This is a genomic window from Massilia sp. WG5, assembly GCF_001412595.2.
GTDB lineage: Bacteria > Pseudomonadota > Gammaproteobacteria > Burkholderiales > Burkholderiaceae_D > Telluria.
Window position 1 is genome coordinate 4,207,479 of record NZ_CP012640.2, and the last position, 22,307, is coordinate 4,229,785.

7 protein-coding genes, 4 tRNA genes and 6 rRNA genes are annotated in these 22,307 nt (G+C 59.7%); 15 read left to right on the forward strand and 2 right to left on the reverse strand.

Translation table 11 applies throughout. The features are described from left to right. Positions 1–430: 430 nt before the first annotated feature. The 7 genes from AM586_RS18765 to AM586_RS18795 all read left to right on the forward strand — a co-directional run bounded on the left by AM586_RS18765 (position 431) and on the right by AM586_RS18795 (position 8,623). Positions 431–1,963 (forward strand): 16S ribosomal RNA (locus tag AM586_RS18765). 81 nt (positions 1,964–2,044) lie between these two features. Then, positions 2,045–2,121, forward strand: a tRNA-Ile gene (locus tag AM586_RS18770). A gap of 15 nt (positions 2,122–2,136) precedes the next feature. After that, a tRNA-Ala gene (locus AM586_RS18775) sits at positions 2,137–2,212 on the forward strand. A gap of 217 nt (positions 2,213–2,429) precedes the next feature. Continuing rightward, a 23S ribosomal RNA gene (locus tag AM586_RS18780) occupies positions 2,430–5,322 on the forward strand. Between the two features lie 117 nt (positions 5,323–5,439). After that, positions 5,440–5,552, forward strand: a 5S ribosomal RNA gene (gene rrf, locus AM586_RS18785). The 16S, 23S and 5S rRNA genes sit together here with 2 tRNA genes alongside, the layout of an rRNA operon. Before the next feature lie 123 nt (positions 5,553–5,675). Beyond that, entirely contained in the window at positions 5,676–7,160 is a 1,485-nt protein-coding gene (locus AM586_RS18790) for a DUF2868 domain-containing protein (RefSeq protein ID WP_047826815.1), read from the forward strand. Then, a complete protein-coding gene (locus AM586_RS18795) occupies positions 7,157–8,623 on the forward strand; it encodes a GTPase domain-containing protein (protein WP_047826816.1) in 1,467 nt (488 codons plus the stop codon). The genes AM586_RS18790 and AM586_RS18795 overlap by 4 nt, the downstream gene beginning before the upstream one ends. Here the strand turns inward: AM586_RS18795 and AM586_RS18800 are convergent. Next, a complete protein-coding gene (locus tag AM586_RS18800; protein ID WP_047826817.1) occupies positions 8,620–10,737 on the reverse strand; it encodes a TonB-dependent receptor in 2,118 nt (705 codons plus the stop codon). The genes AM586_RS18795 and AM586_RS18800 overlap by 4 nt on opposite strands. A gap of 240 nt (positions 10,738–10,977) precedes the next feature. On the opposite strand from AM586_RS18800, the gene adh reads away from it, so the two are divergent. Together adh and AM586_RS18810 are read left to right on the forward strand one after the other, a co-directional pair. Next, complete coding sequence (gene adh, locus AM586_RS18805; RefSeq protein ID WP_047826818.1) at positions 10,978–12,498, forward strand: aldehyde dehydrogenase; 1,521 nt, start codon at positions 10,978–10,980, stop codon at positions 12,496–12,498. A gap of 5 nt (positions 12,499–12,503) precedes the next feature. Then, the gene (locus AM586_RS18810) at positions 12,504–12,896 is read left to right on the forward strand and encodes a DUF779 domain-containing protein (protein ID WP_373887959.1); all 393 of its coding nucleotides are present in this window, start codon (positions 12,504–12,506) and stop codon (positions 12,894–12,896) included. On the opposite strand, the gene AM586_RS18815 is transcribed toward AM586_RS18810, so the two are convergent. Next, positions 12,850–14,757, reverse strand: coding sequence for a sigma-54-dependent Fis family transcriptional regulator (locus AM586_RS18815; RefSeq protein WP_082439401.1), 1,908 nt, complete (start codon positions 14,755–14,757; stop codon positions 12,850–12,852). The genes AM586_RS18810 and AM586_RS18815 overlap by 47 nt on opposite strands. 490 nt (positions 14,758–15,247) lie before the next feature. On the opposite strand from AM586_RS18815, the gene AM586_RS18820 reads away from it, so the two are divergent. From AM586_RS18820 to AM586_RS18845, 6 genes are all read left to right on the forward strand, one after another. Continuing rightward, positions 15,248–16,780: ribosomal RNA gene (locus tag AM586_RS18820) — 16S ribosomal RNA — on the forward strand. Positions 16,781–16,862: 82 nt separating this feature from the next. Continuing rightward, positions 16,863–16,939: transfer RNA gene (locus AM586_RS18825), tRNA-Ile, on the forward strand. A gap of 15 nt (positions 16,940–16,954) precedes the next feature. Continuing rightward, positions 16,955–17,030 (forward strand) — tRNA-Ala (locus AM586_RS18830). 222 nt (positions 17,031–17,252) lie between these two features. Beyond that, positions 17,253–20,145: ribosomal RNA gene (locus tag AM586_RS18835) — 23S ribosomal RNA — on the forward strand. Between the two features lie 115 nt (positions 20,146–20,260). Further along, positions 20,261–20,373 (forward strand): 5S ribosomal RNA (gene rrf / locus AM586_RS18840). Between the two features lie 190 nt (positions 20,374–20,563). Then, entirely contained in the window at positions 20,564–22,303 is a 1,740-nt protein-coding gene (locus AM586_RS18845; protein ID WP_047827000.1) for a sensor domain-containing diguanylate cyclase, read from the forward strand. The last annotated feature ends 4 nt before the right edge of the window (positions 22,304–22,307 follow it).

The following is a 22,307-nucleotide window of genomic DNA, read 5'->3' on the forward strand; positions in this document are numbered from 1 at the left end:
CGTCGTCGGCGCAACAGGGCTTGTGCATTTATGCTTGGGTTTGCTATAGTTCGCGTCCTGCTTCTGCAGCGCAAGAAAAGCTGAACGAAATCAAGTAGTTGAGCTGGGTGTTTTGATAACACCGCTGGTGCTGAAGAAAAACGGAGGGGTTGACGAGTTAAGCGAAACACTGCATAATCTCATTCCTCTGCTGCTGACGAACACAACGATTCGCAAACGCAGCAAGGCAGTACCGAACACAGTTCTTTAACAATCAACAGTCGATAAGTGTGGGCGTTTGATGAAGTGCCAGCAGCCGCGTCAGTGGTTGCTGAATGCTTAAATTATCAAATGTTCACACAAAAGAAATACGTTGCTCAGCAATGAGTAACGGTCAGTATTTTGAGTGAGCGACACGTTGTCTGCGAAAGCGGATGACAAAACAGAGATTAAACTGAAGAGTTTGATCCTGGCTCAGATTGAACGCTGGCGGCATGCTTTACACATGCAAGTCGAACGGCAGCGCGGGGCAACCTGGCGGCGAGTGGCGAACGGGTGAGTAATACATCGGAACGTACCCAGAAGTGGGGGATAACGTAGCGAAAGTTACGCTAATACCGCATACGTTCTACGGAAGAAAGTGGGGGATCTTCGGACCTCATGCTTTTGGAGCGGCCGATGTCTGATTAGCTAGTTGGTGAGGTAAAGGCTCACCAAGGCGACGATCAGTAGCTGGTCTGAGAGGACGACCAGCCACACTGGGACTGAGACACGGCCCAGACTCCTACGGGAGGCAGCAGTGGGGAATTTTGGACAATGGGCGCAAGCCTGATCCAGCAATGCCGCGTGAGTGAAGAAGGCCTTCGGGTTGTAAAGCTCTTTTGTCAGGGAAGAAACGGTTGGGGCTAATATCCCCGGCTAATGACGGTACCTGAAGAATAAGCACCGGCTAACTACGTGCCAGCAGCCGCGGTAATACGTAGGGTGCAAGCGTTAATCGGAATTACTGGGCGTAAAGCGTGCGCAGGCGGTTTTGTAAGTCTGACGTGAAATCCCCGGGCTCAACCTGGGAATTGCGTTGGAGACTGCAAGGCTGGAGTCTGGCAGAGGGGGGTAGAATTCCACGTGTAGCAGTGAAATGCGTAGAGATGTGGAGGAACACCGATGGCGAAGGCAGCCCCCTGGGTCAAGACTGACGCTCATGCACGAAAGCGTGGGGAGCAAACAGGATTAGATACCCTGGTAGTCCACGCCCTAAACGATGTCTACTAGTTGTCGGGTCTTAATTGACTTGGTAACGCAGCTAACGCGTGAAGTAGACCGCCTGGGGAGTACGGTCGCAAGATTAAAACTCAAAGGAATTGACGGGGACCCGCACAAGCGGTGGATGATGTGGATTAATTCGATGCAACGCGAAAAACCTTACCTACCCTTGACATGTCAGGAATCCTCGAGAGATCGAGGAGTGCCCGAAAGGGAGCCTGAACACAGGTGCTGCATGGCTGTCGTCAGCTCGTGTCGTGAGATGTTGGGTTAAGTCCCGCAACGAGCGCAACCCTTGTCATTAGTTGCTACATTCAGTTGAGCACTCTAATGAGACTGCCGGTGACAAACCGGAGGAAGGTGGGGATGACGTCAAGTCCTCATGGCCCTTATGGGTAGGGCTTCACACGTCATACAATGGTACATACAGAGGGCCGCCAACCCGCGAGGGGGAGCTAATCCCAGAAAGTGTATCGTAGTCCGGATCGCAGTCTGCAACTCGACTGCGTGAAGTTGGAATCGCTAGTAATCGCGGATCAGCATGTCGCGGTGAATACGTTCCCGGGTCTTGTACACACCGCCCGTCACACCATGGGAGCGGGTTTTACCAGAAGTAGGTAGCTTAACCGCAAGGAGGGCGCTTACCACGGTAGGATTCGTGACTGGGGTGAAGTCGTAACAAGGTAGCCGTATCGGAAGGTGCGGCTGGATCACCTCCTTTCTAGAGTGGCACTGGAGCGAAAGCTCAGCATCAAGCGCCTACGCTTATCGACTGTTCAAAAGTTAAACGAGAAGAGTTTTCGGGGCTGTAGCTCAGCTGGTTAGAGCACCGTGTTGATAACGCGGGGGTCGTTGGTTCGAGTCCAACCAGCCCTACCACGTTAGATGTATGTCGGGGGATTAGCTCAGCTGGGAGAGCACCTGCTTTGCAAGCAGGGGGTCGTCGGTTCGATCCCGTCATCCTCCACCAAACTCTCTGTGTACTGCATTTATGTAAGAGCTGACTCTTAGATAAGTGTAGTTCTCGTTCTTTAACAATCTGGAAGAAGTAAAGTTTTCTTTAAGCGTTCAACGCATCGAAAGATGTATTGAACACTTAGGGTAGTAATCTGTTGTATCAACAAACATAGTAAGCTGTCATTTGCCTATGACGTTCTCTATTACTCATGTAGAGGCCAACGTTATAGGGACAAGTGAATAAGTGCACATGGTGGATGCCTTGGCGATTACAGGCGATGAAGGACGTAGTAGCTTGCGATAAGCTGCGGGGAGTGAGCAAACACACTTTGATCCGCAGATTTCCGAATGGGGAAACCCGGCCCTTTGGGTCATCACTCACTGAATACATAGGTGTGTGAAGCGAACGCGGCGAACTGAAACATCTAAGTAGCTGCAGGAAAAGAAATCAACCGAGATTCCCAAAGTAGTGGCGAGCGAAATGGGATGAGCCTTGTACGTGATAGTCGATCGGATAGTGGAAGCTTCTGGAAATAAGCGCCATAGCGGGTGATAGCCCCGTACACGAAATCCGAACGGTGGTACTAAGCGTACGACAAGTAGGGCGGGACACGAGAAATCCTGTCTGAAGATGGGGGGACCATCCTCCAAGGCTAAATACTCGTAATCGACCGATAGTGAACCAGTACCGTGAGGGAAAGGCGAAAAGAACCCCGGGAGGGGAGTGAAATAGATCCTGAAACCGTGTGCATACAAACAGTCGGAGCCTCTTCGTGGGGTGACGGCGTACCTTTTGTATAATGGGTCAGCGACTTACATTCAGTGGCGAGGTTAACCAGATCGGGGAGCCGTAGAGAAATCGAGTCCGAACAGGGCGACAGTCGCTGGGTGTAGACCCGAAACCAGGTGATCTACCCATGGCCAGGATGAAGGTGCGGTAACACGCCCTGGAGGTCCGAACCCACTAATGTTGAAAAATTAGGGGATGAGCTGTGGGTAGGGGTGAAAGGCTAAACAAACCTGGAAATAGCTGGTTCTCTCCGAAAACTATTTAGGTAGTGCCTCAAGTATCACCACCGGGGGTAGAGCACTGTTATGGCTAGGGGGTCATTGCGACTTACCAAACCATTGCAAACTCCGAATACCGGTGAGTGCGAGCTTGGGAGACAGACGTCGGGTGCTAACGTCCGGCGTCAAGAGGGAAACAACCCAGACCGCCAGCTAAGGTCCCAAAGATTGGCTAAGTGGAAAACGAAGTGGGAAGGCTAAAACAGTCAGGATGTTGGCTTAGAAGCAGCCATCATTTAAAGAAAGCGTAATAGCTCACTGATCGAGTCGTCCTGCGCGGAAGATGTAACGGGGCTAAGCCAGTCACCGAAGCTGCGGATATATTTCTCGTGATTTATCACTTGATCTATATGGTAGGAGAGCGTTCTGTAAGCCTGCGAAGGTGTCTTGTAAAGGATGCTGGAGGTATCAGAAGTGCGAATGCTGACATGAGTAGCGATAAAGGGGGTGAAAAGCCCCCTCGCCGAAAGCCCAAGGTTTCCTGTTCAACGTTCATCGGAGCAGGGTGAGTCGGCCCCTAAGGCGAGGCAGAGATGCGTAGCTGATGGGAAGCAGGTTAATATTCCTGCACCGTCGTATGATGCGATGGGGGGACGGATCGCGGAAGGTTGTCTGCCTGTTGGAATAGGCAGTTTCTGGTTCATAGAAGGCGCTTAGGCAAATCCGGGCGCGGAATTCAAGGGACTGGGACGAGCGGCTTCATGCTGCGAAGCAATCGGAAGTGGTTCCAAGAAAAGCCTCTAAGCTTCAGTCATACGAGACCGTACCGCAAACCGACACAGGTGGGCGAGATGAGTATTCTAAGGCGCTTGAGAGAACTCGGGAGAAGGAACTCGGCAAATTGGTACCGTAACTTCGGGATAAGGTACGCCCCGGTAGCTTGATTGGTTTACTCCATGAGGGTGAAAGGGTTGCAATAAACTGGTGGCTGCGACTGTTTAATAAAAACACAGCACTCTGCAAACACGAAAGTGGACGTATAGGGTGTGACGCCTGCCCGGTGCTGGAAGATTAAATGATGGGGTGCAAGCTCTTGATTGAAGTCCCAGTAAACGGCGGCCGTAACTATAACGGTCCTAAGGTAGCGAAATTCCTTGTCGGGTAAGTTCCGACCTGCACGAATGGCGTAACGATGGCCACACTGTCTCCTCCCGAGACTCAGCGAAGTTGAAATGTTTGTGATGATGCAATCTACCCGCGGCTAGACGGAAAGACCCCATGAACCTTTACTGTAGCTTTGCATTGGACTTTGAACCAATCTGTGTAGGATAGGTGGGAGGCTTTGAAGCGGGGACGCCAGTTCTCGTGGAGCCATCCTTGAAATACCACCCTGGTTTGTTTGAGGTTCTAACCTTGGTCCGTTATCCGGATCGGGGACAGTGCATGGTAGGCAGTTTGACTGGGGCGGTCTCCTCCTAAAGTGTAACGGAGGAGTTCGAAGGTACGCTAGGTACGGTCGGACATCGTGCTAATAGTGCAATGGCATAAGCGTGCTTAACTGCGAGACCGACAAGTCGAGCAGGTACGAAAGTAGGACATAGTGATCCGGTGGTTCTGTATGGAAGGGCCATCGCTCAACGGATAAAAGGTACTCTGGGGATAACAGGCTGATTCCTCCCAAGAGTTCATATCGACGGGGGAGTTTGGCACCTCGATGTCGGCTCATCACATCCTGGGGCTGTAGCCGGTCCCAAGGGTATGGCTGTTCGCCATTTAAAGTGGTACGTGAGCTGGGTTTAAAACGTCGTGAGACAGTTTGGTCCCTATCTGCCGTGGGCGTTGGAAATTTGAAGGGGGCTGCTCCTAGTACGAGAGGACCGGAGTGGACGAACCTCTGGTGTACCGGTTGTCACGCCAGTGGCATTGCCGGGTAGCTAAGTTCGGAAGAGATAACCGCTGAAAGCATCTAAGCGGGAAACTCGCCTTGAGATGAGATTTCCCGGAGCCTTGAGCTCCTTGAAGGGTCGTTCGAGACCAGGACGTTGATAGGTCGGGTGTGGAAGTGCAGTAATGCATTAAGCTAACCGATACTAATTGCCCGTACGGCTTGTCCCTATAACCTTGGCAGTCTTTGCCGGGTTTTGACAGCTGCTTGTTGAGACAACAGATAAAACACTTCTTCCAGATTCAGGGTAGCGTCGCCACACGACGACGAAACCCGTACAAGTCATGCCTGATGACCATAGCAAGTCGGTACCACCCCTTCCCATCCCGAACAGGACCGTGAAACGACTTTGCGCCGATGATAGTGCTGCAACCAGTGTGAAAGTAGGTTATCGTCAGGCTAATTATTAAGCAAAGCCCCACCAGTGATCTGGTGGGGCTTTTTGCTTTTGCGCGTCCCATCCGTCGCCCCACGGCGATTTGCGGCACAATGCAGCTGTTGTCTAACCATTAAGGCCAACAGCATGAAAGAACAGGTTGCGAGGAAGGTGACCCTGGTCCGCGCCATCGAAACTGCGGACATCAAACATGAGATCCTGAGCGACGACGACCGCATGTACGCCAGCCGCAGCGCACGCGAACTCGCGCAATGGTCCGCGGCCGACAGCAAATCGCCGCTCACGCTCGACCACTTCCTCGAACAGCGCTCCGAGCAGATCCTCAAACGCCTGGCCGAACGCACACCCGCCTTCCGCGCCTTCCTGCAGCGGCGCCCCTTGTTGCCGGTGCTGTCCGTGCTGCTGCCGCTGCTTGCCCTGATCCTGGGGGGCGCCATCGATCACATCGCCGATCCGCACCGCGTCGACCTGCTGTCGGCGCCGCTCCTGCTGATCATCGGCTGGAACCTGCTGGTCTACGTGATCCTGCTGGCCTGGCTCCTGGTTCCATCCAGGCGCACGGGCTGGGTCAGTGCCGAGACAATGCGCAGGCTCAGCGTCGGCAAGGCCAGGCTGCCGCGCAAGCTGCCGGCGCCGCTGGCGGCAGCCCTCGGCGAGTATGCCGCCGACTGGACCCAGCTCTCATGGAAGCTGAACCACGCGCGCCTGAGCCGCACCATTCACCTGTCGGCCGCCGCGTTCGCGCTGGGCGCCGTCATCTCCCTGTACGCGCGCGGCCTGCTGACGGAATATGCGGCCGGCTGGGAGAGCACCTTCCTCGACGCGAAGCAGGTTCACACCCTGCTGTCCTGGCTGTTCGCTCCCGCCATGTTTTTATTCCCGCTCGACGGCTTCAGCGTCGCCGACGTGCAGGCCCTGCGCTTCGTGCAGGAACCCTCTGCGGCCGGCGGCGCACGCTGGGTTCACCTGTACGCTGCGACCCTGCTGCTGCTGGTGATCCTGCCGCGCCTGGTCCTGTCGCTGTTCGCCGGCTGGCGCGCGGCCCGGCTCGCACGACGCTTTCCGCTCGACCTGCAGCAGCCGTACTACCTCAAGCTCGCCGACCACATCGGCGCCGGTCCCGGGCCGGTGACGCTGCGCGTGCTGCCCTACAGCTTCACGCTCGACGAACGCCGCGACCGCGGCCTGTCCGAGATCGCAGCAAGCATGTTCGGCGAGCAGACTCGCGTGATGCTGCGGCCGGCGCTGCCCTACGGCGAAGATCCGAAGTTCGTCCTGCAGGATCTGCGCCCCGAGACCGGCGAGACGAGAACCGTGACGGCGGTGCTGTTCAACCTCGCCGCCACGCCCGAACAGGAGAACCACGGCGCGCTGCTGTCCGCGATCGCGCGCCAGCTGCCCGGCGGCGTGACGGTGCTGGCCGACGAATCCTCCTTGACGGAACGCGCGATGCAGCAGGAAGGCGCCGATGCGCGGCTGGCCGAACGGATCGCCCTGTGGCGCCAGTTCTGCACCTATCACCAGCTCCCGGTGACGGTGGTGAACCTGCTCCAGCCTGCGAAGTACCTGTCCGGCACCGATGGCGGCGTGGCCGCGGCGGGCGCACGATGAGCGAGCCGGCCAAGGTCCAGTTCGCGCTGGTTTCACACACGAACAATGGCAAGACCACCCTCGCGCGCACCCTGGTGGGAATGGATGTCGGCGAAGTGCGCGATGCCGCCCACGTGACCACCTTCTCCGAAGCGCACCTGCTGCAATCCACCGAGCAGGGCGACAGCCTGCTCTTGTGGGACACGCCCGGCTTCGGCGATTCGGTGCGCCTGCTCAAGCGGCTCGCCATGTCGGGCAATCCGATCGGCTGGTTCCTGCGCGAGGTGTTCGACCGCTATCGCGACCGTCCGTTCTGGCTCAGCCAGCAGGCCTTGCGCGCCGCGCGCGACGAGGCCGACGTGGTGCTCTACCTGGTGAATTCGAGCGAACACCCGCGCGATGCCGGCTACCTGCCGGCCGAGATGCGTATCCTGGAGTGGCTCGGCAAGCCGGTCGTGGTCCTGCTCAACCAATTGGGTCCGCCGCGTCCCGCCGCCGAGGAGCAGGCTGAGCAGAGCTTGTGGAAGCAGCACCTCGACCAGTACCCCATCGTGCGCGACGTGCTCGCGCTCGACGCCTTCGCGCGCTGCTGGGTGCACGAACACGTCTTCTATGAAGCGGTCGGAAAACTGGTGCCGGAACCGAAACGCGCCGCTTATGCGCGCCTGCGCGCGGCCTGGGAAGCGAACAGCCTGGCGCGCTACCACGATTCCTTGCGCATCACCGCCGACCAGCTGGCTGCGGCGGCGCGCGACAGCGAAGCCATCCCCGAGGAAGGGGGCAGCTTCCTGCAGTCGGCGCTCAAGGCGGTCAAGCTGGGTAAATCCGATGCGCGTCGCCAGGAAGCGGCGATGGCGCGGCTGGTCGAACGGCTCGAGGGACGGATCGCGCAAGCCACCACGCGCCTGCTGACCCTGCACCGCCTGGACCCCGGCGACGCGGCCCGCATCAACGCCCGCGTGCGCGACAACTTCAAGGTCCGCGCGCCGCTCGACAAGACCCAGGCCGGCCTGCTCGGCGCGGTGGTCTCGGGCGCGGCGACGGGACTCTCCGCCGACCTGATGGCGGGTGGACTGACGCTGGGGGGCGGCGCGCTGCTGGGCGCGATCGTCGGTGCGCTGACGATGGCCGGCGCCGCCTGGGGATTCAATACGACCACCGACCGCAACCATCCGACCGTGCAGTTTGCGCCGCCTTTCCTGCGCACGCTAATGGTCAGCAGCATCCTGCGCTACCTGGCCGTCGCCCACTTCGGCCGCGGCCGTGGGAATTTCGTCGAAGGCGAGGCGCCGCCGTTCTGGCAGGCGGCGGTGGAGGCGGCGCTGCAGGCGCACTGTCCGGACCTCGAGCGCTTCTGGGAGGCGCTGCGCAGCCAGGACAACAAGGGCGCCGGACAGCTCTACGACCTGCTCACGGCAGTGGTCGACGACGTGTTCGGCCGTCTGTATCCCGATGTGCGCATCCCCGCCCGGCAGGACACCTAGAAGCGGTACTGCATGCTGGCGCCGATGACCCAGTTGCGGCCCGGCGCGGCTTCGTAATAGCGGCGGTTGCTGTCGCCAACGATCACCGAGCCGATGTAATTGCGGTCGAGCAGGTTGTTTACGCGCGCATACTCTTTCACCCGCCAGGCGCCGAGCTGCTGCTGGGCCTGCACGCGCAGGTTGGCGATCATGTAGCCCGGCGCCGGATTGGCCTGGTTGGCATCGTCCGGATACATCTTGGTGTTCGCGATCGTCTCGAGCGCCGCGCCGTAGCGGTCAGCCTCATCCTTCCAGCCAAGCTCGCCGTACAGGCTGGCGTTCGGCACGCCCGGCAGGCGGCTGCCCGCGAGGACGGCGCCGAAGCCTTCGTCGTAGACGGCGCGCAGGACGCTCAGGGCCAGCCTGCCGGTCCAGTTGCGCCGCCACGCGGCGTCGAGCGACAGTTCGCCGCCCTGACGCAGGGTCGCGCTGGCGTTGCGGTAGCTGGTGCGTCCGCCGGAAGCGCTGTCGACCACCAGCTCGTCGCTGGTCTTCACCTGGAACACGGCCGCATTGATGCGCACGCCGTCCATCGGCATGGCTTTCACGCCGGCCTCCAAATGCGTGCTCTTGGCCGGCGCCAGCGCGAAATTGAAGCCGCCGCCGACGCCCGAGTAGAACACCTCGTTCAGGGTCGGGGTCTCGAAGCCGCGCGCGGCGCTGGCGTAAACGTTCAGGCCGGGGTTCACCTTGTAGAGGACGCCGAGCAACGGCGTCGTGTGGTGGTAGCTGACGCTGCCGCTGTCGTTGCCGTTGGCGAGGTAGCGGTCCTCGACGTCGAAGTCGACCCGGCTGTGGCGCAGGCCGGCGCTCAGCACCCAGGGGCCGCGCTCCCATTCGAACTGGGCATACGGGTCGAGGTTGTTCACGTCGTCGTTCTCGTCGCGGCGCAGGCGGCCCTTGACGCCGAACTCGCTGCCCACGAAGTTTTCATACCCCTTGCGGTCGTCGTTCGAGGCCCCCGCCTCGATGCCGAAGGTCGAGCGCAGCGTGCCGTCGAGGAGGGGCCGCGACATGTTCCAGTTGGCGTCGATACCGTGGAAGTCGCGGTCGAAGTCGACCACGCCGCCCGAGTGGCTCGGCGGCGCCTGGAAGCCTTGCGAGAAAGCCTGGTACTGGATCACGCGGCGGTTGCCGACGTAGGCGGTGACGTGCAGCCGGTCGCTGCCGAAGCGCTGTTCCCAGGTCGCGCCCAGCTGCTGGTGGTCGATGCTCTTGCGGGTGTTGTAGCGCTCGGCGTAGGTGCGCTGCGGATTCTGCGGGTCGCTGGTGTCGATCTCGCCCGCGCGCGGGTCGCGCTGCCAGGTGGCCCAGGTGGCGCCGAGCGGGTCTTGCGTATCGTCCTGGCGCAGTCCGCCGGCGACGAGCACCAGGCGGCTGGTCGAACTCGGCGTGAAGCTGAGCTTGGCATAGGCCTGGTCGCGCCGGGCGGCGCTGTGGCTGCGGTAGCCGTCGGTGTCGAAACGGGACGCATCCAGCAGGTAGCCGACGCCGCCGGCGCTGCCGCTCGCGTTCAGGTCGGTCTTGTGGCTGCCGTAGCTGCCGGCGCTGACGTTCAGTTCGACCTCCTGCGCGCCCTTCGGATCGCGCGTAAACATCTGGATCACGCCGCCGGAGTGGTTGCCGTACAGGGCCGAGAAGGGGCCGCGCAGCACTTCGATGCGCTCGGCCAGGTCGAGGTCGAAGGTGGCGGCCTGGCCCTGGCCGTCGGGCATGGTGGCCGGAATGCCGTCGGCGATCAGGCGCACGCCGCGCACGCCGAAGGCCGAGCGGGCGCCGAAGCCGCGCGACGAGATCTGCAGATCCTGCGCATAGTTCTGGCGGTTCTGCACCACCAGCCCCGGCACCGCGGCCAGGGCTTCGGAGACGTTCACGCGCGGCTGGGCCGCGCCGATCTGCGCGGCGTTGACGACGTCGATCGAGGCCGGCAGGTCGAAGCTCAGGTGTTCGGCGCGGCTGCCCGTGACCACGACCACATTGGTCGGCGTGGTCGCGTCGTCGGCGGCGAAGACAAGGGATGCATTGGCGGCGGACAGCGCCGCGATGACGCTGGAAGCGAGTACGTGGTGTTTCATTTTTTCTCCGTGATCTCGGCACGCACTATACCTGCCGGGCAGGAAATCCGCTGCGCGCTTGCTCCATCGGCCTGTGTCAATCTGGAGCAGGTGTCCCGGAACAGGACGCATCGCCGGCCGGGGCGCCCGTGTCGTCCCTCGGGGCGATGCCGCGGCCGGGCTGGCACGGCGCTTGCGAGAGTGGGGCGGTGTCGCACACACCGGCCGGCAGGCCAACAACCAACGAGAAAAGAGGATGACATGAACCTGGCAGACATCAGCAAACTCGGCGTCGCAAACCCCTTCCGTCAGCGCTACGACAACTACATCGGCGGCCAGTTCGTTGCGCCGGTCAAGGGCGAGTATTTCGCCAACGTAACCCCGATCACCGGCCAGCCCTTCTGCGAAGTGGCGCGCTCGACCGCGGAAGACATCGACGCCGCGCTCGACGCTGCCCATGCCGCCAGGGAAGCCTGGGGCAAGACCTCGCCCACCGAGCGTGCCAACATCCTGAACAAGATCGCGGATCGCATGGAGCAGAACCTCAAGATGCTCGCGACCGCCGAAACCATCGACAACGGCAAGCCGATCCGCGAGACGATGGCGGCCGACCTGCCGCTGGCGATCGACCATTTCCGCTACTTCGCCGGCTGCATCCGCACCCAGGAAGGCGCGATCTCGACCATCGACCACGAGACCTACGCCTACCACTTCCATGAGCCGCTGGGCGTGGTCGGCCAGATCATCCCCTGGAATTTCCCGATCCTGATGGCGGTGTGGAAGCTGGCGCCCGCGCTCGCGGCCGGCAACTGCGTCGTGCTCAAGCCGGCCGAACAGACCCCGGCCTCGATCATGGTGCTGATCGAGCTGATCGGCGACCTGCTGCCGGCCGGCGTGATCAACATCGTCAACGGCTACGGCCTGGAAGCCGGCAAGCCGCTCGCTTCCAGCAAGCGCATCGCCAAGATCGCCTTCACCGGCGAGACCGGCACCGGCCGCCTGATCATGCAGTACGCGGCGCAGAACCTGATCCCGGTGACGCTGGAACTGGGCGGCAAGTCGCCGAATATCTTCTTCGCGGACGTGATGGATGCGGACGACGAGTTCTTCGACAAGTGCCTGGAAGGCTTCGCCATGTTCGCGCTGAACCAGGGCGAGGTCTGCACCTGCCCGTCGCGGGTGCTGGTGCAGGAATCGATCTACGAGAAGTTCATGGAGCGTGCGCTGGCGCGGGTCGCCCGGATCAAGGCCGGCAATCCGCTCGACGAGAGCACCATGATCGGCGCCCAGGCCTCGCAGGAGCAGCTCGAGAAGATCCTGTCCTACCTCGACATCGGCCGCCAGGAAGGCGCCGAGGTGCTGGCCGGCGGCGAGCGCGCCACCCACGAGGGCGACCTGTCCGGCGGCTACTACGTGCATCCGACCGTGTTCAAGGGCGATAACCGGATGCGCATCTTCCAGGAAGAGATCTTCGGCCCGGTGGTGTCGGTCACCACCTTCAAGGACGAAGCCGATGCCCTGCGCATCGCCAACGACACCCTGTACGGCCTGGGCGCCGGCCTGTGGACCCGCGACGGCAGCCGCGCCTTCCGCGTCGGCCGCGCGATCCAGGCGGGCCGGGTCTGGACCAACTGCTACCACCTGTACCCGGCGCATGCGGCCTTCGGCGGCTACAAGCAGTCGGGCATCGGGCGCGAGAACCACAAGATGATGCTCGATCACTACCAGCAGACCAAGAACCTGCTGGTGAGCTACAGCCCGAAGGCGCTCGGCTTCTTCTGACGCTTATGCCAACCGAAGCGATGGTGACGCCGATCGAGCGCGTGACCGCGACGCCTGCCGCGCTGGCCTTCCTCGGCGAGCTGCGGCAGCGTCACGGACCGCTGATGTTCTTCCAGTCCGGCGGCTGCTGCGACGGCAGCGCGCCGATGTGCTACCCGGCGGGCGAGTTCAACATCAGCGATACCGACGTCTGCCTGGGCAGCCTGGACGGGACGCCGTTCTACATGGGGCGGGAGCAGTTCGGCTATTGGGAGCACACCCAGCTGATCATCGACGTGGTGGCCGGTAACGGCGGCATGTTCTCGCTCGATAACGGCACCGGCCGGCGCTTCCTGACCCGCTCGCGGCTGTTCACGGACGAGGAGTGCGAGCGCTTGCGGGCACAGCCGGCTGGCTAGTCTTCGGCAGCTTGCGGTAGATCGTGTTGCGCGACACACCCAGGGCGCGCGCGGCGGCCGAGACATTGCCGTCGTGCGCGTCGAGGGTGCGCAGGATGGCGCTCAGCGCCAGGTCTTCGAGCCTGGCGCCGGGCTCGGCGCGTTCCGGTGGCGCTGCCGCTGACGAAGTAGCGAGCGCGGCATCGTCCAGGAAATCGTCGGGCAGGTGCCGCACGCCGATCTCGTCCTCGTCGCCGGCCATCAGGGCCGCGGTGCGCAGCAGGCTGGCGAGCTGGCGCAGGTTGCCGGGCCAGGCATGGCGCCTGAACAGGCGCAGCACGTCGTCGGCCACGCGCCGGCCTTCCCTGGACAGCATCTGCGCGACGATGGCGTCGAGGTCGCTGCGCTCGCGCAGCGGCGGCAGCTTCAGCACCAGGCCGTTCAGCCGGTAATACAGGTCTTCGCGGAACAGGCCCTCGGCGATGCGCTTGCGCAGGTCGTGGTTGGTTGCGCAGACCAGTTCGACGTCGACCGCGACCGGCCTGGCGCCGCCCAGCGGCACGACCTTGCGTTCCTCGAGCACGCGCAGCAGGCGCGCCTGCAGGGCGAGCGGCATGTCGCCGATCTCGTCGAGGAACAGGGTGCCGCCATGGGCCTGCGCGATCCTGCCGGCAGCGCCCTTCCTGCGCGCGCCGGTGAAGGCGCCTTCCTCGTAGCCGAACAGCTCGGATTCGATCAGGGCTTCCGGAATCGCGGCGCAGTTGACCGCGACGAAGGGGCCACGCGCACGCGGCGAATCCTGGTGGACGGCCTGGGCCAGCCATTCCTTGCCGGTGCCGGTCTCGCCGGTGATCAGGATCGGCACGCCGCGGCCGAGCACCTTGTCGATTTTGGCGATCGCCTGCGCGAGGCGGACGTCGCCGGTGTTCAGGGCTTGCAGCCGGGAGCGTGGCGGGACATCGGGCTCAGCCTGTGGCGGCACTGCCGGCGCGGGCAGGGCAGGTGCATCGTTCAGGGCATGTACGCCATGTGTCAGGCGCAGCTCGGCGCGGCCGCGCACGCGCACGCCGTTGTGCATGCAGAGGTCGAGCAGGCCCGGCGCCGCGTTGCGGTAGTGATCGTAGAGGCTGGACAGTGGCTGCCCGAACAGGGAGCTGAAGGTGTGCGCCTGCAGGGCCGGCGTGGACAGGCCGAGCTGGAACAGGCCATTGCGGTTCGCCGCCAGGAAGCGGCCGCCCGGCGTGAAGGAGGCGATGCCTTCCATGAGGGTGCCGATGAATTCCGGACGGGTGTGGAAGTGCAGGGTGATCGCGTTTTCGAAGGCGGCGGCGAACAGCTGGTTCTCGATCATCAGGGCCGACATCCGCACCAGGGCCATGGTGTGCTTGTGGAAGCTGCGCCGGTCGCCGCTGACGTCGAGCACACCGACCACCTTGCCGCAATGGTCGGTGATGGGCGCGGCGGAGCAGGTCAGGAAGTGGTTCGCCGTCAGGTAGTGCTGGTCCGCGTGCACCGTGGCCGGCGCCTGCTCGGCGATGGCGGTGCCGATCGCATTCGTGCCCTTGCTCTCCTCGGACCAGTCGACGCCGGGGGTGAGCGCGACGCGGCTGGCTTTTGCTAGGAAGTCGGCGTCGCCCAGCGAGTGCAGGATCACGCCGCGGGCATCGGTCAGCAAGACGGTATGGTGGGTATTGGCGATCTGCTGGTACAGGGTTTCCATCGCCGGCAGCGCGTGGCTGTAGAGCATGCGGTTCTGCTCGACCAGGGCAGAGAGGGCGGATCCGGACAGGGGATCGAAATCCGGGCGGAGGTCGGCGCGCAGACCGAAATGCTGGGAACGGCGATGCGAACTGGCGATAATCGCCGGCAATTGATAAGTCATCCCATGTCTCCTGGTTGGCCCTGGACTGCGGCTCTATCGGTGGAAGTCGACTATTGATTAATGTAGCACGCAACAGCCCCCTTGCATTCACTGGCCTCCATTTGCTATAGTTCGCGTCCTGCTTCTGCAGCGCACGAAAAGTTTAATGGAATCAACTATTTAAACTTGTTTAAACGGCCATGCCGAGTGCGCTACAGAAAAACGGAGGGGTTGACGAGTTAAGCGAAACACTGCATAATCTCATTCCTCTGCTGCTGACGAACAAAACGATTCGTCGCAATGGCAAGCAGATCAGAACACAGTTCTTTAACAATCAACAGTCGATAAGTGTGGGCGTTTGATGAAGTGCCAGCAACCGCGTAAGCGGTTGCTGAATGCTTAAATTATCAAATGTTCACACAAAAGAAATACGTTGCTCAGCAATGAGTAACGGTCAGTATTTTGAGTGAGCGACACGTTGTCTGCGAAAGCGGATGACAAAACAGAGATTAAACTGAAGAGTTTGATCCTGGCTCAGATTGAACGCTGGCGGCATGCTTTACACATGCAAGTCGAACGGCAGCGCGGGGCAACCTGGCGGCGAGTGGCGAACGGGTGAGTAATACATCGGAACGTACCCAGAAGTGGGGGATAACGTAGCGAAAGTTACGCTAATACCGCATACGTTCTACGGAAGAAAGTGGGGGATCTTCGGACCTCATGCTTTTGGAGCGGCCGATGTCTGATTAGCTAGTTGGTGAGGTAAAGGCTCACCAAGGCGACGATCAGTAGCTGGTCTGAGAGGACGACCAGCCACACTGGGACTGAGACACGGCCCAGACTCCTACGGGAGGCAGCAGTGGGGAATTTTGGACAATGGGCGCAAGCCTGATCCAGCAATGCCGCGTGAGTGAAGAAGGCCTTCGGGTTGTAAAGCTCTTTTGTCAGGGAAGAAACGGTTGGGGCTAATATCCCCGGCTAATGACGGTACCTGAAGAATAAGCACCGGCTAACTACGTGCCAGCAGCCGCGGTAATACGTAGGGTGCAAGCGTTAATCGGAATTACTGGGCGTAAAGCGTGCGCAGGCGGTTTTGTAAGTCTGACGTGAAATCCCCGGGCTCAACCTGGGAATTGCGTTGGAGACTGCAAGGCTGGAGTCTGGCAGAGGGGGGTAGAATTCCACGTGTAGCAGTGAAATGCGTAGAGATGTGGAGGAACACCGATGGCGAAGGCAGCCCCCTGGGTCAAGACTGACGCTCATGCACGAAAGCGTGGGGAGCAAACAGGATTAGATACCCTGGTAGTCCACGCCCTAAACGATGTCTACTAGTTGTCGGGTCTTAATTGACTTGGTAACGCAGCTAACGCGTGAAGTAGACCGCCTGGGGAGTACGGTCGCAAGATTAAAACTCAAAGGAATTGACGGGGACCCGCACAAGCGGTGGATGATGTGGATTAATTCGATGCAACGCGAAAAACCTTACCTACCCTTGACATGTCAGGAATCCTCGAGAGATCGGGGAGTGCCCGAAAGGGAGCCTGAACACAGGTGCTGCATGGCTGTCGTCAGCTCGTGTCGTGAGATGTTGGGTTAAGTCCCGCAACGAGCGCAACCCTTGTCATTAGTTGCTACATTCAGTTGAGCACTCTAATGAGACTGCCGGTGACAAACCGGAGGAAGGTGAGGATGACGTCAAGTCCTCATGGCCCTTATGGGTAGGGCTTCACACGTCATACAATGGTACATACAGAGGGCCGCCAACCCGCGAGGGGGAGCTAATCCCAGAAAGTGTATCGTAGTCCGGATCGCAGTCTGCAACTCGACTGCGTGAAGTTGGAATCGCTAGTAATCGCGGATCAGCATGTCGCGGTGAATACGTTCCCGGGTCTTGTACACACCGCCCGTCACACCATGGGAGCGGGTTTTACCAGAAGTAGGTAGCTTAACCGCAAGGAGGGCGCTTACCACGGTAGGATTCGTGACTGGGGTGAAGTCGTAACAAGGTAGCCGTATCGGAAGGTGCGGCTGGATCACCTCCTTTCTAGAGTGGCACTGGAGCGAAAGCTCAGCATCAAGCGCCTACGCTTATCGACTGTTCATGAAGTTAAACGAGAAGAGTTTTCGGGGCTGTAGCTCAGCTGGTTAGAGCACCGTGTTGATAACGCGGGGGTCGTTGGTTCGAGTCCAACCAGCCCTACCACGTTAGATGTATGTCGGGGGATTAGCTCAGCTGGGAGAGCACCTGCTTTGCAAGCAGGGGGTCGTCGGTTCGATCCCGTCATCCTCCACCACTCTTCATCACTGCATTTATCCAAGTTCAGAGCAAACTGAGTTTCGATAAGTGTAGTTCTCGTTCTTTAACAATCTGGAAGAAGTAAAGTTTTCTTTAAGCGTGTAATTGGTCTAACGACCGAATGCACACTTAGGGTAGTAATCTGTTGTATCAACAAACAAAGTAAGCTGTCATTTGCCTATGACGTTCTCTATTACTCATGTAGAGGCCAACGTTATAGGGACAAGTGAATAAGTGCACATGGTGGATGCCTTGGCGATTACAGGCGATGAAGGACGTAGTAGCTTGCGATAAGCTGCGGGGAGTGAGCAAACACACTTTGATCCGCAGATTTCCGAATGGGGAAACCCGGCCTTTTAGGTCATCACTCACTGAATACATAGGTGTGTGAAGCGAACGCGGCGAACTGAAACATCTAAGTAGCTGCAGGAAAAGAAATCAACCGAGATTCCCAAAGTAGTGGCGAGCGAAATGGGATGAGCCTTGTACGTGATAGTCGATCGGATAGTGGAACGCTCTGGAAATGGCGGCCATAGCGGGTGATAGCCCCGTACACGAAATCCGAACGGTGGTACTAAGCGTACGACAAGTAGGGCGGGACACGAGAAATCCTGTCTGAAGATGGGGGGACCATCCTCCAAGGCTAAATACTCGTAATCGACCGATAGTGAACCAGTACCGTGAGGGAAAGGCGAAAAGAACCCCGGGAGGGGAGTGAAATAGATCCTGAAACCGTGTGCATACAAACAGTCGGAGCCTCTTCGTGGGGTGACGGCGTACCTTTTGTATAATGGGTCAGCGACTTACATTCAGTGGCGAGGTTAACCAGATCGGGGAGCCGTAGAGAAATCGAGTCCGAACAGGGCGACAGTCGCTGGGTGTAGACCCGAAACCAGGTGATCTACCCATGGCCAGGATGAAGGTGCGGTAACACGCCCTGGAGGTCCGAACCCACTAATGTTGAAAAATTAGGGGATGAGCTGTGGGTAGGGGTGAAAGGCTAAACAAACCTGGAAATAGCTGGTTCTCTCCGAAAACTATTTAGGTAGTGCCTCAAGTATCACCACCGGGGGTAGAGCACTGTTATGGCTAGGGGGTCATTGCGACTTACCAAACCATTGCAAACTCCGAATACCGATGAGTGCGAGCTTGGGAGACAGACGTCGGGTGCTAACGTCCGGCGTCAAGAGGGAAACAACCCAGACCGCCAGCTAAGGTCCCAAAGATTGGCTAAGTGGAAAACGAAGTGGGAAGGCTAAAACAGTCAGGATGTTGGCTTAGAAGCAGCCATCATTTAAAGAAAGCGTAATAGCTCACTGATCGAGTCGTCCTGCGCGGAAGATGTAACGGGGCTAAGCCAGTCACCGAAGCTGCGGATATATTTCTCGTGATTTATCACTTGATCTATATGGTAGGAGAGCGTTCTGTAAGCCTGCGAAGGTGTCTTGTAAAGGATGCTGGAGGTATCAGAAGTGCGAATGCTGACATGAGTAGCGATAAAGGGGGTGAAAAGCCCCCTCGCCGAAAGCCCAAGGTTTCCTGTTCAACGTTCATCGGAGCAGGGTGAGTCGGCCCCTAAGGCGAGGCAGAGATGCGTAGCTGATGGGAAGCAGGTTAATATTCCTGCACCGTCGTATGATGCGATGGGGGGACGGATCGCGGAAGGTTGTCTGCCTGTTGGAATAGGCAGTTTCTGGTTCATAGAAGGCGCTTAGGCAAATCCGGGCGCGGAATTCAAGGGACTGGGACGAGCGGCTTCATGCTGCGAAGCAATCGGAAGTGGTTCCAAGAAAAGCCTCTAAGCTTCAGTCATACGAGACCGTACCGCAAACCGACACAGGTGGGCGAGATGAGTATTCTAAGGCGCTTGAGAGAACTCGGGAGAAGGAACTCGGCAAATTGGTACCGTAACTTCGGGATAAGGTACGCCCCGGTAGCTTGATTGGTTTACTCCATGAGGGTGAAAGGGTTGCAATAAACTGGTGGCTGCGACTGTTTAATAAAAACACAGCACTCTGCAAACACGAAAGTGGACGTATAGGGTGTGACGCCTGCCCGGTGCTGGAAGATTAAATGATGGGGTGCAAGCTCTTGATTGAAGTCCCAGTAAACGGCGGCCGTAACTATAACGGTCCTAAGGTAGCGAAATTCCTTGTCGGGTAAGTTCCGACCTGCACGAATGGCGTAACGATGGCCACACTGTCTCCTCCCGAGACTCAGCGAAGTTGAAATGTTTGTGATGATGCAATCTACCCGCGGCTAGACGGAAAGACCCCATGAACCTTTACTGTAGCTTTGCATTGGACTTTGAACCAATCTGTGTAGGATAGGTGGGAGGCTTTGAAGCGGGGACGCCAGTTCTCGTGGAGCCATCCTTGAAATACCACCCTGGTTTGTTTGAGGTTCTAACCTTGGTCCGTTATCCGGATCGGGGACAGTGCATGGTAGGCAGTTTGACTGGGGCGGTCTCCTCCTAAAGTGTAACGGAGGAGTTCGAAGGTACGCTAGGTACGGTCGGACATCGTGCTAATAGTGCAATGGCATAAGCGTGCTTAACTGCGAGACCGACAAGTCGAGCAGGTACGAAAGTAGGACATAGTGATCCGGTGGTTCTGTATGGAAGGGCCATCGCTCAACGGATAAAAGGTACTCTGGGGATAACAGGCTGATTCCTCCCAAGAGTTCATATCGACGGGGGAGTTTGGCACCTCGATGTCGGCTCATCACATCCTGGGGCTGTAGCCGGTCCCAAGGGTATGGCTGTTCGCCATTTAAAGTGGTACGTGAGCTGGGTTTAAAACGTCGTGAGACAGTTTGGTCCCTATCTGCCGTGGGCGTTGGAAATTTGAAGGGGGCTGCTCCTAGTACGAGAGGACCGGAGTGGACGAACCTCTGGTGTACCGGTTGTCACGCCAGTGGCATTGCCGGGTAGCTAAGTTCGGAAGAGATAACCGCTGAAAGCATCTAAGCGGGAAACTCGCCTTGAGATGAGATTTCCCGGAGCCTTGAGCTCCTTGAAGGGTCGTTCGAGACCAGGACGTTGATAGGTCGGGTGTGGAAGTGCAGTAATGCATTAAGCTAACCGATACTAATTGCCCGTACGGCTTGTCCCTATAACCTTGGCAGTCTTGCCGGGTTTTGACAGCTGCTTGTTGAGACAACAGATAAAACACTTCTTCCAGATTCAGCGTATCGCTTGCATCCCGAGCGGTCCGCGTACAAGTCATGCCTGATGACCATAGCAAGTCGGTACCACCCCTTCCCATCCCGAACAGGACCGTGAAACGACTTTGCGCCGATGATAGTGCTGCAACCAGTGTGAAAGTAGGTTATCGTCAGGCTAATTATTAAGCAAAGCCCACTGAGTAGATACTCAGTGGGCTTTTTGCTTTGGGTGGCCGCTTTTTCATCGGGGTTTGGCCAAATTTACATAGGCAAAAGCCCCACAAAATCGCATATCGAATAAATATTTGCTGGAGTCAACAGGCGGGCCTACGGTAGCATTCCGCTTTTGTTATTCCGACCTTCACCATGACCGCCACTAGCGACACCATCCCGCAAGCCAAGCGGCCCAGGCATCTCCGCCTTGCTGCATTGATGGTGTCGTTTTCCTGCCTGACCGTGGCGATCACGGTCCTGCTGCAACTGCTCCTCGCCGATTATTACGCCATCGAACACGCCTCCGAACAGGCAAGGCTGCGCCTGCAGCAACTGTCCTGGCAGATGCGCGATTCACTCGACCGCACCCTGGACCAGGCCGTGCGCGATGTCTACCTGCTGTCGACCCTGCCTCAGGTACAGCGTCCGGACGACCCGGCTGCCACGCGCCGGATCCTCGACAACGTGCAGCACCATTTCAGCGATTACGCCTGGATCGGCCTCGCCACCGCCGACGGCAAGGTCGTGGCTGCCACTGGCGGCCTGCTGGAACACCGCGACGTCAGCGCCCGGCCCTGGTTCCATACAGGCCAGCAGGGGCTCACGGCCAACGACTACCATCCGGCCGCCCTGTTAGGGCAACTGCTGCCGCGTACCCCCGATCCCTGGCGCTTCGTCGACGTCGCCGGACCGATCCGCAATGCCGACGGCAGCTTGAGCGGCGTGCTCGCCATCCACCTGAGCTGGGCTTGGGCGCGCAGCCTGGCCCGTGAGCTGCTGACGCCGGCGCAGCGCGATATCGGCGCCGAGATCATCGTCGTACGCAGCGACGGCATAGTCCTGCTCGGCCCCGCCGACATCCTTGAAAAGCGTATCTCGACCAGCAGCCTGACACTGGCCCAGCAGGGGCAGACCGGCGCCGTCACGGAGCGCTGGCCCGATGGCCGGGTGTATGTGACGGGCTACAGCAAGAGCGGACGCAGCCGTGAGGGTTCCGACCTGCACTGGGCGGTGCTGGTGCGGCAGACGGAACAGGCGGCGATGGCCTCGGCGCATCGCTTCGAACGCCGCGCATTGTGGTTCAGTCTGCTACTGGGAGTGATCCTGGCCGGCGTCGCGGCCCTGCTGGCGCGCCGCATCGTGGCGCCCCTGAAAGCGCTGAGCGGCGCCATCGAGAACATCGCCCAGGCGCCCGAGCAGGCGCATCCGGATGCGATTCCCCTGGCCGGCGGCTTTCACGAAGCCGGGGTCCTGTCGGATGCGCTGCGCGGCCTGATTCGCAGCGAACGCCGCCATCACGCCGAGCTCGAGGCAATGAACGCCCATCTGGAGGAAACCGTGGCGGCCCGGACCGCCGAGCTGCAGGGGCTGCTGATGCGCGATGTGCTGACCGGCCTGCCCAACCGGCGCGCGCTGATGCAGGCCTTGCCGGAAGCGATTGCCCGTGCGGGCCGGCTGGAACGTCCGTGCGCGGTGCTGTTCCTCGACATGGACGGCTTCAAGCAGATCAACGATACCCGCGGCCACGAAGAGGGCGACGAGCTGCTGCGCCAGTTCGGCGTCCGCATCGCGAATTGCATCCGCGAGACCGACATGGCGGCCCGGTTGGCAGGCGACGAATTCGTGGTGATCCTGGAGATGCTGAGCGATGCGGCCGACGCGGCGGCCAAGGCCGAGTACCTGCTGGGCCAGCTCTCCCGTCCGTTCATCCTGGGCAGCGGCAGCGTGCAGGTGGGGGCCAGCATCGGGGTGGCCCTGCAGATGCCGCATCAGCAGCCGGATCCGGCGCGTCTGCTGGCATGCGCCGACCAGGCAATGTACGAGGCCAAGCGCAAGGGCAAGAGCCGGGTCGCGATGGCGCCGGCGCAAGCCGAGTCTGCCGAGGCGCGTTAAGCAC

Coding starts and splice junctions, on each gene's coding strand:
- AM586_RS18800 (WP_047826817.1), bottom strand. CDS start 10,737: ATGAAACACCACGTACTCGCTTCCAGCGTCATCGCGGCGCTGTCCGCC.
- AM586_RS18790 (WP_047826815.1), top strand. CDS start 5,676: ATGAAAGAACAGGTTGCGAGGAAGGTGACCCTGGTCCGCGCCATCGAA.
- AM586_RS18810 (WP_373887959.1), top strand. CDS start 12,504: ATGCCAACCGAAGCGATGGTGACGCCGATCGAGCGCGTGACCGCGACG.
- adh (WP_047826818.1), top strand. CDS start 10,978: ATGAACCTGGCAGACATCAGCAAACTCGGCGTCGCAAACCCCTTCCGT.
- AM586_RS18815 (WP_082439401.1), bottom strand. CDS start 14,757: ATGACTTATCAATTGCCGGCGATTATCGCCAGTTCGCATCGCCGTTCC.
- AM586_RS18795 (WP_047826816.1), top strand. CDS start 7,157: ATGAGCGAGCCGGCCAAGGTCCAGTTCGCGCTGGTTTCACACACGAAC.
- AM586_RS18845 (WP_047827000.1), top strand. CDS start 20,564: ATGACCGCCACTAGCGACACCATCCCGCAAGCCAAGCGGCCCAGGCAT.